Annotated in this window: 7 protein-coding genes and 1 pseudogene; 3 read left to right on the forward strand and 5 right to left on the reverse strand. The window is 60.7% G+C overall.

The annotated features are described in order from the left end of the window. Positions 1-26: 26 nt before the first annotated feature. The 4 genes from RR42_RS33565 to RR42_RS40200 form a co-directional block, all read right to left on the reverse strand. Positions 27-7526, reverse strand: coding sequence for a DUF4347 domain-containing protein (locus tag RR42_RS33565; RefSeq protein ID WP_043356324.1), 7500 nt, complete (start codon positions 7524-7526; stop codon positions 27-29). A gap of 141 nt (positions 7527-7667) precedes the next feature. Next, on the reverse strand, positions 7668-8507 hold the full coding sequence (locus tag RR42_RS33570) for a sulfotransferase (protein ID WP_330218531.1): 840 nt from the start codon (positions 8505-8507) through the stop codon (positions 7668-7670). 717 nt (positions 8508-9224) lie between these two features. Continuing rightward, positions 9225-9785, reverse strand: coding sequence for a hypothetical protein (locus tag RR42_RS40195; RefSeq protein ID WP_144410021.1), 561 nt, complete (start codon positions 9783-9785; stop codon positions 9225-9227). Between the two features lie 321 nt (positions 9786-10106). Beyond that, positions 10107-11099, reverse strand: coding sequence for a hypothetical protein (locus RR42_RS40200; protein WP_144410022.1), 993 nt, complete (start codon positions 11097-11099; stop codon positions 10107-10109). A gap of 218 nt (positions 11100-11317) precedes the next feature. On the opposite strand from RR42_RS40200, the pseudogene RR42_RS39160 reads away from it, so the two are divergent. After that, a pseudogene (locus tag RR42_RS39160) lies at positions 11318-11723 on the forward strand (integrase); the annotation flags it as partial. 415 nt (positions 11724-12138) lie between these two features. On the opposite strand, the gene RR42_RS40205 reads toward RR42_RS39160, so the two are convergent. After that, a complete protein-coding gene (locus RR42_RS40205) occupies positions 12139-12681 on the reverse strand; it encodes a hypothetical protein (RefSeq protein WP_144410023.1) in 543 nt (180 codons plus the stop codon). A 200-nt stretch (positions 12682-12881) separates the two neighbouring features. Here RR42_RS40205 and RR42_RS39165 point away from each other — a divergent pair, with 200 nt between their 5' ends. Beyond that, entirely contained in the window at positions 12882-13178 is a 297-nt protein-coding gene (locus RR42_RS39165; RefSeq protein WP_236702110.1) for a type II toxin-antitoxin system RelE/ParE family toxin, read from the forward strand. 744 nt (positions 13179-13922) lie between these two features. Continuing rightward, a complete protein-coding gene (locus tag RR42_RS33575; RefSeq protein WP_043356326.1) occupies positions 13923-14756 on the forward strand; it encodes an IclR family transcriptional regulator in 834 nt (277 codons plus the stop codon). The last annotated feature ends 4 nt before the right edge of the window (positions 14757-14760 follow it).

Genomic DNA, 14760 nt, shown 5'->3' on the forward strand with positions numbered 1-14760 from the left:
GATTCATGGCGTGATTCGCTATCGGCCTAGGCCTGCTCCGGTTGTGCTTGTGCTGGCGCTTGTGCTTGTGCTGGCGCTTGCGGCTGCCGGCTCATTTGCAGGTGGCGCAGCAACGCCGCATTGGCGGCCTGTTGCGCGGGCCGGCCAAACTGATCGAACTGCACCGCCAGCGCCGGCTTGCCGGCCGGCTGCGCCGTGGCGGCTTGCAGCAGGCTGGCCAACGGATCGGCATGGCTGGCGTCGCCCTGCGCGAGCGTGTCGGCGTGCTCCAGGCCCGCACGCGAGCCAGCCGGCGCTTTTACGTTCAGGTCCAGATGGCTGCTGGCGCGATTGCCCTTGCTGTCCCTTGCGGTGACTTCGATCTGGAATTGCTGGTTCATGCCTTGCGGCGGCTTGCCGGCCAGCGTGCCGGTCACCGGATCGAACTTGAGCCACGGCGGCAGCGGGCGGCCGTTGGCCAGGCGCACCTCCACCGTCACCGTGGCTTCGCGGTCGCTCGTACGGAACAGGGAAGCCGGCAGCGCGATGCTGACCGCCTCGCCCGCCTGCGCCGAGAAACTGCCGATCTCCGGCATGGCCTGCAGGCCGACGCTGCCGGCGCCGCCAAAGTCGACCAGATTCATGCGCCCTTCCGGCGCCTGCAGTGCATAGCTCAGGCTGCCGGCCGAAAGCGGATCCGCATTGAACGGGTTCCTGCCAACGGCGTCGGCGCTGAAGCCGGTGCCGTTGCCGGCCGGGTTGAGCGTCGGCGCGTCGATGCCAGGCGCCGAGTCGAGCGCGGTCAGCGTGATCAGCGGCGCCGACGGGACTGGCGCCAGTGGTGCCGGCCCCGGCACGGGCACCGGGGCTGGCGCGGGCTGCGTCGTCAGATGGACAGTCGAGCGCACCTCGTACGGATCGCCGCTCGCGCCCGCAACGAGCGTGTTGCCCGCGCGGTCGGCAATGCCCGTGCCGCTTGCATTGAGCGTCAGGCCAATCTGCCCGGAGCCGCCGAGACCGGTGACAAGCACGGTATAGGTCCGCGCATCGACCTGGGTGACGCTGCTGATCGTACCCGTTGCAGAGCCGGTCCGGGTCAGCGCGAAGTCGGCCGCATCCACGCCGGTGACGCCTTCGGCGAACGTCACGGTGTAGCTCACCGCGCGGCCCGAGGTGGGCGACGCATCCACGCGCGCAATGCCCACGGCCGTGGGCGGCGTGGTGTCCACCGTCACGGCCCGCGTATCCGCCACGCCGTGCAGGGACACATCGATCGCATTGCCGGCGCTGTCGCGCATCGTGCCACCGTTGGCCTGCAAGGCGGTCACGGTGATGCCGTCGGTGTCGTTCTGGCCAGCCGCAACGATGTAGCGGAAGGTCAGCGCGGTGGTCCCGCTCCCGGACACGTAATCCGCGTACACGGTCTGGCCACCGACATCGAGCGCCAGGCGCGGCGTGCCTCGGGTGGCATCGATCACCGTGTTCTCGGACAGGCTCACCGTGAAATCAAGCACCTTGCCAGCGTTGTAGTCGCCACCGGCCGGCGCGCTCACGCCAAGCACGACCGGGGCGGTGTGGTCGACCACGTAGCGCTGGCCAGCCAGGCCGCCGGCAATGGCATTGCCCGCCACATCGGCTATGCCGGTGCCGCTGGCCTTCAGGTCCAGGCCCAGTTGGCCGTCGCCGGTCACGTTGTTCACCACCACGCTATAGGTATGCCCATCGACCTGCGTCACCGAGGCAATCTGGCCGGCGGCCGTACCGGTGCCAGACAAGACGAAATCGCTCACGTCCACACCGGTGACGTTCTCGCTGAAGGTCACCGTGAAGTGCACGGCGCTGCCTGCGCTCGGCGTGGGGTCCGTGGCGATGACCGCTACCGCTGACGGCGCCACGGCATCGACCAGTACCCCGGTGGTGGATGCCACACTGTTCAGCGCGGTCACCGCATCGTTGCCCGCGACATCGCGCACCGTGCCGCCGTGGAGATCCAGCGCGGAGCCAACGGCCACGCCATTGCTGTCGAGCTGGCCGCTCGCCACTGTCAGGCGGAATGTCAGGGCACTGGTGCCGGAGCCGGACACGTAGCTGGCGTAGACCGTGCCGCCGGTGTCCAGCGTCACGGCGATGCGCGGCGTGCCCCCGGTGGTGTCGACCACCACGGCCTCGCTGTAGTTGACGGTGAAATCGAGGTTCTGGCCTGCGATGTAGGTACCGTTGGCCGGCACGCTGACGGTGGCCACCGTCGGCGCAATGCCATCGACCACGATGTCATGCTGGCCACCCATCGAATGGGCACCGCCCACGGCGGGCAGGGTCAGTACCGCGGCATCGCTGCTGGCGTTGGTGATCACGCCGCCGTTCAATGCCAGCGCGGCTGACGACGCCACATCGAGATCGGCGCTGCTGTCGCCCGCCTGCACGGTATAGCGGAACGTGAGCGTATTGGTGCCGGAGCCCGAGACGTAGGTGGCATTGCGGTCCACCGCGCCGGTTTCCAGCAGCAGGGTCGGCGTGCCGCCCGTGGTGTCGACGGTTACCGCCTGGTCGAACGTCACCACCACGCTGACCGTATCGCCAACCTTGTAAGTGCCATTGGCGGTAAGGGCATCGACGTTGGTGACGACGGGATTGATGCTGTTGACGGTGATCGCGATCGTATCGGTAGCCGTCTTGGCGCCGCCGGACCCCGTCAGCCCCAGGTCGTTCGTGGTGATCTGGATGCTGCCTGCGCCGTGATAGCCGGGCGTAGGCGTATAGACAAGGCCATTGAGCGCGGCGTTGATGTTCGCCAGCGTCCCCGTGAATGTCATGGTGGCGTCACCCGCACCGGTGCCGGTCAGAAAGGTCAGGCTCGACGTGCCGGAGAGCGTGATCACGCCGTTGGTTGCCGTCAGCGTCACTTGTTCGACGCCGCCGGCGGAATCGGCATCGCTGACCGAGATCAGGCTGCCGTTGCCGACGCTGAATGTCAGCGCGCTGTTCTGATCGACACTCTGGGCCACTGGAACGGCGTTGAGCGGGCTGTCATTGACGGAATCCACGCTGACAAGCTTGGTGGCAGCGGCACTGTCGGCCGTGCCATCGTTGAGCGTGAAGCTGATGGTGCGGCTGCTGGTATTCGGCAGGTCCGACGTATTCGTATACGTGACGGATCGCAGCGCCGCCTGCCACTGGGCCGTCGTGGCGGTCGCACCTGCCGAGGTCAGCGTCATCACCCCGGTCCCGATGCTGTAACTTGCCGAGATATTGCCCATGGTGGCGCCGTCGTTGGTAAACGCCAGCACGTCCTCGGCGCCGTGGAAATTGCCGGTGATCGACACGGTGGCGCTGGCGAGCGTGGTGTTGTCCAGGTCGCTGACCGTCAATCCGCTGTCGATGACAACCGGCGTGCTGACGACGTTGTTGCCCTCGGTGAACGCGGTGGTGCCACCGCTAGCCGTTGCAATGGGCGTGTCATCGACCGCGGCAACGCTGACCGTCTTGGTGACCGTATTGCTATCGGCCGTGCCGTCGTTGACGGTAAAGCTGATGGTGCGGTTGCTGGTGTTCGGCGTGTCCGAGCTATCGGTGTAGGTGACCGAGCGCAGCGCCGCTTGCCACTGCGCCGTCGTGGCGCTCGCGCCGGCCGAGGTCAGGGTCATCACCCCGGTCGCGCTGTTGTAGCTCGCCGAGATGTTACCCATCGTGGCCGGGTTGTTGGTGAAGGCCAGCACGTCTTCACCGCCGTGGAAGTTGCCGGTGATGGCAACGGTGGCGCTGGCGAGCGTGGTGTTGTCCGCATCACTGACCGTGAAGCCGCCATCAATGGCAACCGGCGTGCTGGTGACGTTGTTGCCTTCGGTGAACGCGGTGGTGCCGCCGCTGGCCGTTGCAATGGGCGTGTCGTCGACCGCGGTCACGCTGACCGTCTTGGTGGTCGTATTGCTGTCAACCGCGCCGTCATTGACGGTGAAACTGATGGTGCGGCTGCTGGTGTTCGGCGTGTCCGAGGCATCGGTGTACGTGACCGAGCGCAGCGCTGCTTGCCACTGCGCCGTCGTGGCGGTCGCGCCGGACGAGGTCAGCGTCATCACCCCGGTCGCGCTGTTGTAGCTCGCCGTGATATTGCCGTAGGTACTCGCGCTGGTATTGATAAACGCCAGTACATCTTCGCCGCTGTGGAAGTTGCCGGTAATCGCCACCCTGCCGCTGGCGAGCGTGGTGTTGTCCGCATCGCTCAGCGTGATGCCGCTATCGATGACAACCGGCGTGCTGGCAACGTTGTTGCCTTCGGTAAACGCGGTGGTGCCGCCGGAACCGGTGGCAACGGGCGAGTCATCGACGGCCGCGACGGTAACGACCTTGGTCGCCGTATTGCCATTGGCCGTGCCGTCATTGACGGTAAAGCTGATGGTGCGGTTGCTGGTGTTCGGCAGGTCCGACGTATCCGTGTACGTGACGGATCGCAGCGCCGCTTGCCACTGCGCCGTCGTGGCGCTCGCGCCGGACGAGGTCAGCGTCATCACCCCGGTCGCGCTGTTGTAGCTTGCCGAGATATTGCCCATGGTGGCGCCGTCGTTGGTAAACGCCAGCACATCCTCGGCGCTGTGGAAATTGCCGGTAACGGCAACGGTGGCGCTGGCGAGCGTGGTGTTGTCCAGGTCGCTGACCGTGAAGCCGCCATCGATGGCAACCGGCGTGCTCGCGACGTTGTTGCCCTCGGTGAACGCGGTGGTGCCACCGCTGGTGGTAGCCACCGGCGTGTCATCGACCGCCGTCACGCTGACCGTCTTGGTGACCGTATTGCTATCGACCGTGCCGTCATTGACGGTGAAGCTGATGGTGCGGTTGCTGGTGTCCGGCGTGTCCGAGCTATCGGTATAGGTGACCGAGCGCAGCGCCGCTTGCCACTGCGCCGTCGTGGCGATCGCGCCGGCCGAGGTCAGGGTCATCACCCCGGTCGCGCTGTCGTAGCTCGCCGCGATATTGCCCATGGTGGCGGGGTTGTTGGTGAAGGCCAGCATGTCTTCACCGCCGTGGAAGTTGCCGGTAATGGCAACTGTGGCGCGGGCCAGCGTGGTGTTGTCCGCATCGCTGACCGTGAAGCCGCCATCGATGGCAACCGGCGTGCTGGTGACGTTGTTGCCTTCGGTGAACGCGGTGGTGCCGCCGCTGGCCGTTGCAATGGGCGAGTCGTCGACCGCGGCAACGCTGACCGTCTTGGCCGCGGCATTGCTATCGGACGTGCCGTCATTGACGGTAAAGGTGATGGTGCGGCTGCTGGTGTTCGGCGTGTCCGAGCTATCGGTGTACGTGACCGAGCGCAGCGCTGCCTGCCACTGCGCCGTGGTGGCGGTCGCGCCGGCCGAGGTCAGCGTCATCACCCCGGTCGCGCCGTTGTAGCTCGCCGAGATATTGCCCATGGTGGCGGGGTTGCTGGTAAAGGCCAGCACGTCTTCGCCGCTGTGGAAATTGCCGGTAATCGCCACCTTGCCGCTGGCGAACGTGGTGTTGTCCGCATCGCTGAACGTGACGCCGCCATCGACCACCACCGGCGTGCTGGCAACGTTGTTGCCTTCGGTGAACGCGGTCGTGCCGCCGCTCGTGGTGGCAACGGGGGCGGCGTTCGGGACGTAGGTCTTGTCGAGGACACCGCCGGTGTCGTTGTAGATCTTGTCCGTGGCTGTGGGGCTGATACCGGTAGCCCCTCCGCCGAGTGCCGGGCCGCCGGCCCCGCTTGCGCCTGCGTTGCCGGCTATCGCCGCATAGGCCGAAGCCGTGATATGCACAGTGCCCTGGTTCCATATGGCACCCACGCCCAGGCCACCGGCACCGCCGTTTGAGGCGCTCCCGCCCGAGCCCCCACCACCACCGCCGCCCCCGCCTGCGCCCAGGTTGTTGCTGATGATCGAGTTGCCAACCACATTGAGGGTTGCGCCAGTCGCGTTGAAGATGCCGCCTGCCGCGCTGCCACCGCCGCCGCCGGTGGCATCCCAGCCGCTGCCGCCGCCGCCGCCGCCGATCCAGATGGAGCCGTTGGTGGCAGTCCCCCCCCTGCCGCCGTTCGAATAGCCTGCAGTGCCGGTGCCCCCCGCACCGCCAGTGGTAGCGCCGCCACGGCCTCCCATGTAGGCCGGGTCGTAACCGCCGCCGTTGCCGCCAACGCCGGTATGGCCTGACGTACCGGCATAGACACCTGTTCCTAAGCCAGCCGCGCCCCCCGCTCCACCGCCAACGCCGGACATGCCACCGCCGCCGCCGCCGCCGCCGCCAACAGCGCCGCCAGCATAGGGGGCGTGCACACCACCGCCACCGCCGCCACCGGAAGCCGCGTTGGCCGTGACGGTGACATCCGTCAGCGTCAGCGTCCCGGCGTTGTAGATACCGCCGCCCTGCGCGGCGGTTGCAGTCACCCCGCCGGCCCCGCCCGCCCCAGAAACCAGGCCATGCTCGATGACCAGCCCCTCCAGCCCGACGGTCGAGCCCGAGGTGATTTCCAGCACACGGCCGTTGTATTGCCCATCGAGCGTGACGTCGGCGACGCCGTCGTGATTGATGTCGCCATCAATGGTGAGGTTCTTGCTGATCACCAGCAGCGAACTGGGCGACGTGAGGGTCGACAGGTTGATCGTCATGCCGGTGCTGAAGGTGATGGTGTCACCTGCCTGCGCCGAATTGATCGCGTTGCGCAACGTACCGGTACCGCTATCTCCGGTGCTCGTCACGGTGATCAGCGCCAGCTCGTGCGCATAGGCGGATTCCGCGCTGGCCGAGAGCACCGAGGTGGCTTCGATCTGGCCGGTGGTGATTTCCAGGTTCCAGTCGCTGCCCGCGCCGGTGCGGTTGTCCGAGGCAGCAATATCGCGGCCCGTCAGCGCCGCCAGCGAGTCGACGAACGACAGGCCGGCCGCGCCTTGCGCGGTGCTGCAGGCATAGATCAGGATGTCGCCACCGCTCTGGATGCCGCTGCCGATCCTGGCCAGGCTGCTGGCGTAATTGCCAACGTTGTCGCCGGACAGATAGGTATTGCCAAGCCACAGGTCGCCGGCCTCGCCGTGCGCAATGATCTGGACGGACTTGGCGCCGGGGTGGGCCGACAGGTAATCGGCCATCTGGGCCAGGCCGTCCGCGTTGCGGTTCAGGTAGACGATATCCGTGCCGGGCGCGACACCGGCCAGCAGGCTCGCGCTGTCTTCCACCCGGCTATCCACGAACAGCACGTTGTGGCCGGATGGCGCCGGGGCCGGCGATACCGGCGCGGCGGCTTCGGCCGGCGCGGGAGCATGGCCGGCGGCGTCCGCCGGCTGGGCAGTGGCTGGCGCTGCGGCCGGTGCCACATGGCTATCCGTGAGGTGGCTATCCGCTGCGTGGCTGTCCGCCGGCGCGCCATGGCTATCGGCTGCCGGGTGCGGCGCCGCGGCTGCCGTCGCGACCGCGGCCCCGTCAAACATGATGCGGGGCTCCAGCGCCATGATCAGCGACGAGGAGAGCGGGCTGGACCGCTTTGCGGGCCGGGCCGGGATTGCAACCGCGCCCTCTACCTTCTGCTTCCGGGTCCACCACATATCGCTCTCCTCGCGCATCCGCGCCGGGCACGGCTCAGGAGGCGCGCGGCGGGCTGCAATTTTCTGGTCAGTATTCTGAAATCGGCCAGCGAGTGCCAGCCCTTGTTCGTCGAACTAAACGCGCCAATCGATTCAATCGCGCTAATCGAGCTTTGCGCGGATGACATTGGCCGCGCTTTTGCTGCCGTCCTCCCAGAACGACAACGCCGCGTACTTCTCGAACAGGTCCGGCGGCAGGATGCTGCGCCGTGCTTGCTTTGCCACCTTGGATTTCACCTGATGCAGGCCGGACACGCCCAGCGCCTGATCGAACTCCGGCGCGTCGTACTGCACGTTGTTGAAATCGTGCGCAAACCACGGCTCGCCGATAAAGTCATAAACCAGGCGCATTACCTTGTCGGGCGCCTGACTGAGCAGATCGTAGTCGACCAGCAGCAGGGAACCGGCGTTCTCGCCGTAGTAGGCTTCCTTGAGCGCGGCCCACGCAAAGCCAACCAGGCGATTGCGCTGCGCCAGGGTATCGACCCGGCTATAGACGGTGCTGCGTTCGGCGTCATCGGAAAACAGCTTGGTGTTTTCATACGGATTGGCGCGATACAAACGCTCAAGGCTGTCCATGACCCAGGCGACATTGCGCACGCAGGCAATCACCTTGGCATTGGGGAACAGATCCTGCAGCGCGGGCAGGCGTGCGCACCAGTTGCGATTGGTGTCGAACACCACGCCCTTGCCGGCCTTGTCCGCGTAATAGCTATCGAACAGGCCACGCAGCAGCCGGCGGCGCTGGTCCTGGGCGATCACCGGCCCGAATTCGCTGCCGGCGCTGCATTGCGCCAGCACGGCATTGAACAGCGTCCCCACCGGACTCGTCATCCCCGCGTGGAACCGGGGATTCTGCAGCAGTAGCGCGGACAGCAAGGTTGACCCTGAGCGGGGTAGACCTGAGATGAAGTGGAACTGGTTGGAAGACACCCGATTCACCGCTGTTTTTATCTTTTAAGCCGGTAGTCTATGCGATGGACATGGCGCTCGTACATATGACAGACGGGCAAGCTCGGGGCCGCCGCAAGGATTTTCAGCGGACTTGCATTGCAGGATATTGGCGTGCGGCAAGGCGCTTTCCCGCAAATCGCGCACCCGCGCGGGTTGGTGAATTGATACCCCTACAACGAGGGGATCGTATGCAATCTCCATAGCTGCGCTCAGGTATTCCCAGGCACCGGCCGAAGTGTTGACGGCAAACAACGCCCGGCAGCGCCGTGGCCGACAAATACCTGAAACGAGGTACTTCACCGCCTTCCGGGGAAGGCTGCCCGGATTTTCAGGAAGACGTAACCGGTTTGCGAACGTACCGCCTCGCGCCGCTTGTTGACATGAGGGTTCAAGATTCAGCAGGAGGGGAAAAGGCGTGCAATTCGGACGCTCGCCGCCGACCGGCCGGCCGGTCACAAGCTGTCAGACTTGTGGTACTGCAGCATCCCTATTTGCGCACGTCCCAATACCCCAGCGGTCGTGCGGCTTGGCCGACATCCTTCATTTTCTGAAGAATTGATGCGCCAGTTTGACTCTACTGCAGATACGACAGGACCGCATTGAGCGCCGCGATATCACTAGCAGTTGCATTTTCACCTGTTACTTTAAAATCTTCTGCGACGAATGTCATGGAGATTATTAATAATAAAAATAGAGAGGATGATTTTATTTGCCTCGAAATCTACCAATGAAATATTCACATTTTCTAACCGGATCTAGTTTTGCGGCAAATCGATATAAATCTTCCAGTAGAGATTTTTTGGCCGCAATCTTGCGTCCATCTGCAAGGCCAAGTAGCTTCGGATAATTCTCATATGCCCTACCAAATTTGATGGCGATTTTCTTGTCGTTGCTCGTATGCAGATAAATTGCCTCGCGATATTCGAAATTCTGCAAAGAAAAATTTTCACCCTGTAAATCAGAATCATCAATAGTCTTAATTAGATCGGCAATCAATTTGGGATCACCTGTTTTGTATTCGCAGCCAACTTGTTTTAGGCGATTTTCATCTAATTTAGTAAGATAGTATCTATCGGGGAGGGCAATGTATAATGTAATTTCCAGCGCCGTCTGCATGCTGGAATGCAAATTTTCTTTTGCCCAATATTCTTTCTCGATTTGGTTGATTACTTCCGAATCCGGAATGGCGGGCGCAGGCTGGCAAAAAACCAACTGACTTGCACCTGCGGCGCATGCCAGGACGAGAGATGAAATTACTGCCTTCATATTCTTGACTCCTTCCAAATTCTTAATCTTCGTCTTCCAAGAGTCTCGTGGCTGGAGGTGGCATTGATTTTTTTAATCCACCAATGCACGTCATTCGACATCGAGTCGAATATGATTCTTCTAAAACGTCATTTTCCTCCGGATCGGCCAGTGCATACAGAGACTATGAGAACACGCGTGAATAGTAAAAAGCTTCATATCTTCTCGCATCAAAGTCACGTTGTCGTACAAATCCGTCAAATTGCATATTTTTATTTCACAATAAAATTTAGACTCAACTTCAATTCGATTGAGGTGGTTAATTTATAATATTAATACAATTCAAGGAATTGCCTTGATGTAAAATTTATCAACGCACGTCATGCCGTCGTCCTTACCAAAAGGCCCAAGGTAATGAAGATAGTGATGAATTCGCAAAACACTATTTCCCAATACAAGATAGTCAGCCATCGCGTCCGCTGTATGCGCCCACGATTTCTTGACATTATATTTCCACCCGGAGTCCAGTAGCATCTTTGTTGCCTCTGCGGCAACTACACAATTCCCTGCCATCCAATTCCCGAATGTATCGATTGGCCATTCCATATCAAGAGCAGTGAAAATGCCACCAGGCGCCAATGGATGGGTAACATCCCTATACCCGAGCTTATACTCGTACAAGGCGACATTAAAATACCATTCATCCCCTGCCAGGAGGCCGTAGTTAGTCGCTTCAGCATTATCGACAGCTTTTCGGAGTTTTATATCGAAAGCCTTCTCAAATTGCTCATGCTTTAAATAGCCGTGATTAGCGCTAATCACATCAACTATTTTTCCCCAAAATTCCATCGGCCCAAAAGGAGGAGGCGGCCGAAATTTCGGAATATTGTCACTGTCCGTTCTCACTACGGCCCCTCTCTCGTCGCTTATCGATAACGAGGAAGCTTCAATTGAAATTGGACTTGCTGCAATGCGAATCTGTGCGTCAACCGGATCGTTGTGAGCAAGAAGAAACGCGCAAAGAGGAAGAGACAATACCCGCAGCACGATAGAGTGCAGAGTCGGTGTGCCCCATTTACATGGGTTTCGTTCTGGCATTTTCTTCATGTTCAACCAAGAATGTTGTGAGACGATGCTTAGGATCGCGGGCAGAAGACGAACAGGAGGCCCATTAACATTGATTTGGCCTCGATAGCTTTGACACGCGATGCGACGAAAATATGTTTCGATCAGGAGGTAAGTGTCATCTTCGCCCTTGGATTCTGGAGACTGCAGGTTTCCGGATAATGTGAATATCAGAGGTGCGACAATGATGCGGTTATGCGTTATGGGCATGATGATGCACACACGCGAAATGTGTCAAAGATTAAAAAATTACATACGGTTACGTACGCAACTTCAAATGATTTTTCGTAAATACATTTCATGAGCGGCCTGGCAGTACCAACGCCAGGCGGCTGTGCCGACTTTGACGGCGGGTACGGCAAATGCGTGGCGGTCCAGAGTCGAACAACATCAGGCTTCGGAAATTTCAAACTCCAACTTGCGCCCCGGTGCCGGGCGCCTTGTTTTGTTGGCTGATTGAGCAGCGCTACCTGCCGGCCAATCCCTTTGCCGTATCAAGGTGCGCAGTCGCACGCGGGTCGCGGCACCCGATACCTCGCGCGGCTTTACCGAAGGCGAATGGCTGCTGGTGCGCACTATTGCCGATGGAGTGGAATGGTCGAACGGCTGGGACGCGCCCGCGGTGCGGCGATTGCGTTTTAATCTCGATTTCGCCTGCGCGGCCGGTCTGCCGGCCTGCGAACTGATTGGCGCAACGCGTCACGATATCCCGATATCCGCGCGAATAAGCACCACGATCACTGGCGGCCCTTGGTTGGCAAGGGAAGTCGGCCTGACAAAGTGGCGCTATCGCCGCTTTCGTCCGCGACACTCAATCAATTTCTCGTGTATCGCAGCCCGCGACGCCTGAGCACCATTAGGAAATCCCCAGGCACATTCGTGTTCGGGGTGTTCGCCGTCAAATTCGGATCCGTCAACTGGGCACCTTCGTGCGCAAGATTGACCGCAGCGGATTGGACGCCAGTATTGACCAGACCAGTTTGATCGGTAATGGTCAGCGCCTGGCCCGGATTCCAGTTGATGGTGTTATTTCCCATTTATGCGCCGTTTGCGCGAGTCATGTTGATGATAGTCCCGGCCGCGACCATCTTGCTGACAATGTCAGCGCCAGTCCGGCTTTTTTGCGGGTATCTCAGTGCTGCGTTGACGGCGGCGATATCCGATTGACTGGCGCTCGTAACTGTGAGATCAGCTGCAATGTGGTCATATTAATTTGGCGGCTAATGGGGTGGGTATGCCATGTTTGCTGCTAGCGATACTGGCGCAGGAAAGATTCGCATTTCTCCACGGGGGGGAGTTTCGCCGCCCAGCGATATATGTCGCTTATTACCGATTGAGATGCCGATATTTTTTTATTGTCCACCATTCCCTCAGCATTGGGGACGTTTGTCGAGTATCTATCGAATAGTAGTGTCGTTCGGCTCCCGCCCAGTGACTGCAGGTAAATTGCTTCGCGAGGTTCGAATGTTTTTTCGCTTTTAATCCTTGCCGCTTCGGGATTGGCTTGACCAACCAATCGCGCCAGTTCCGCTAGCATTTCTGCGTCATCGGTTTCGTACCTGCATCCAATCTGCCTCAAGCGCTCTTCGGTCAGGCCTCTTTCTGCGATATATATAAGTGGCGCAAGATAAACTACGACCGATTTCGAAAGAAGCATTTTGGTTGCAAGTTCTTTTGCATCAAACGATCTTTCCGGTTTTGATTCAGTGAGTCCGAGCGACGATTGGGCGAACGACGGTTTCAGTAGCACCAACAATATTAATATAATTAATCTAAATATATTAGATTTCAATTTTCAATTCCTATTGGAAAATACTGAAACTTCGTTTCATTCTTTGGGGATCAATGGCGCGCTGACACTCCATGAGCATGATGGCGCACACATGCAAAATGTGTCAAAGATGAAAAATTACATGCAATTACGTACGTAATCTCACCTGACTTTGAATCAATACAATACAAGCGGACTGACTACGCCGGCGTTAGGCTGCTGTGACCGATTTTGACGGCAGCGACGGAATGCGTGGCGGTCCAGAGTCGAGCACCACGATCACTGGCTGCACTTGGTTGAACGCGCTTCTATCACCTCTTTCGCAGGGCGCTCAATCAGCATCTCGTGCAGCGCGGCCAGCCGGTGTCGCGAAAAGGGGCGATCTGGCAGGGGTTCTCGCCCACAAGTTCAAGATCAACAAGCAAGAGATATTGCTGTCGTATGCGTTCACGGCGAACGAACTGATCCTGCTGAGCTTAGGTTCGCGCGAGAATTTTTATCGGAATCTAACGCGTTAGGAAAGGCAGAACGCCGCTTGCATCGTGCCGGCATGACAGGATTCGAGCACGCGTACTCAGTGGCCCCTCCAGGAGGCAATCACGCGCCCGCGAGGGCATCATGGGAGAGGATAGCCGCGCTCGTTCGCAGTCACTATTCTCGCGCCAACTAGAAGGAGGAAGCGCGCCAGATGGCAAAGACGCTCACCCGATTCGATTTGCATGTCCCCGGGCCGGTGCTGCCGGCACCGAGGAACCGCCGCCCAAGGGCGACGCCGAACCTGCGACTGATGCCACCATAGGACTCGAGCACCGGCGAAGCCGAATGCGTCCCCCCTGAAGCGAGATGCCCGGGATGCACGCTCTTCGGAGCGTGTCATCGCAACTTGCCGGATTGTTTCAAGGCCGCCGTTGGCCTGTGTGTCGACCACGCGACATCTCGAATGCGACCGACACAAGATGTCGTCGCAGTCTGCGAGGCTGCTGCATTCCAATGCGTGGTGGAGCCGCACGGTTCTTGCGCAACGATCAAGCGCGGCGTGCAATCCACGCTGCTCTATAATCCACATCTGCTTTCCTGAACCCGTGTTTCGGGGCAGCGGGCGTCCTTGATGCATCCATCGGGTTCCATGCATAGCGCTGCCGCCATGAGATGCCGACCAGGGACCGGCGCACCGAGGACGAAGGAGCGGCATTAGCGTAGCAGTTGGCAGACTTTTTCTCTTCCGCCGTCCTGCATCCGTGCAACCATTTGAGTATTGAAGAATGCGGAAGTCAGAGTCATCGGTCGCCGCCGCGGCACCATCCCCCACCCCGCTCACCGAATACCCCGGAGAGGACCCCCGCGCCGCGCGGGCAGGCATCCAGGTCATTGCGCGGGCGGCGGAAATACTGCGCACGTTGAGCAGCCACCCGGGCGGCCTGAGTCTCGGCGCCATTGCAAAAGAGGTGGATTTGCCGCGCTCGACCGTGCAGCGGATTGTCGATGCCCTGGGCGCGGAGGGTCTGACAATGTCCGCTTCGGGCGGCAGTGGCGTGCGGCTTGGTCCGGCTATCCTCTCGCTGGCCAATGCGACGAAATTCGAGATCGCGGACCTGGTCCGCGACGCGCTTGTCGACTTGTCGAAAGCGACGGGAGAAACGGTGGACTTGTCGATACTGGATCAGAACAAGGCGGTGTTTATCGATCAGGTACAGGGCACGCATGTGCTGCGGGCCGTTTCCGCTGTCGGAGCCGCTTTCCCGTTGCATTGCTCGGCAAATGGCAAGGCCCTGCTCGCCATGCTGGACGACGCGGCCCTGGCCAAGATGAAAGGCAAGCTGAAGTTCGAGCAACTGACACCGCATACCCTTCGCAGCTGGGACGATCTCGCAAAGGATATTGAGTCAACGCGGGCCACCCATGTCGCCGTGGACCGCGAGGAGAACTCATTGGGGATCTGCGCCGTTGCAATCGGCTTGCTCGGGCCAATGGACCAGCGCATCGCCATCTCGGTGCCGACCCCGACCCACCGTTTCGTGCAAAACGAAGCGCTTCTCACTGAGAAGCTTGTGGAATGCAGGGCGCGGCTCCTGGCAGGACCGCTGCGCAGGGCCTGACCCA

This window comes from Cupriavidus basilensis, assembly GCF_000832305.1.
GTDB lineage: Bacteria > Pseudomonadota > Gammaproteobacteria > Burkholderiales > Burkholderiaceae > Cupriavidus > Cupriavidus basilensis_F.

Excerpts from the sequence above, each read along its gene's own strand:
- RR42_RS33565 (WP_043356324.1), bottom strand. The coding sequence starts at position 7,526 with ATGTGGTGGACCCGGAAGCAGAAGGTAGAGGGCGCGGTTGCAATCCCG.
- RR42_RS33575 (WP_043356326.1), top strand. The coding sequence starts at position 13,923 with ATGCGGAAGTCAGAGTCATCGGTCGCCGCCGCGGCACCATCCCCCACC.
- RR42_RS40200 (WP_144410022.1), bottom strand. The coding sequence starts at position 11,099 with ATGCCCATAACGCATAACCGCATCATTGTCGCACCTCTGATATTCACA.
- RR42_RS40195 (WP_144410021.1), bottom strand. The coding sequence starts at position 9,785 with ATGAAGGCAGTAATTTCATCTCTCGTCCTGGCATGCGCCGCAGGTGCA.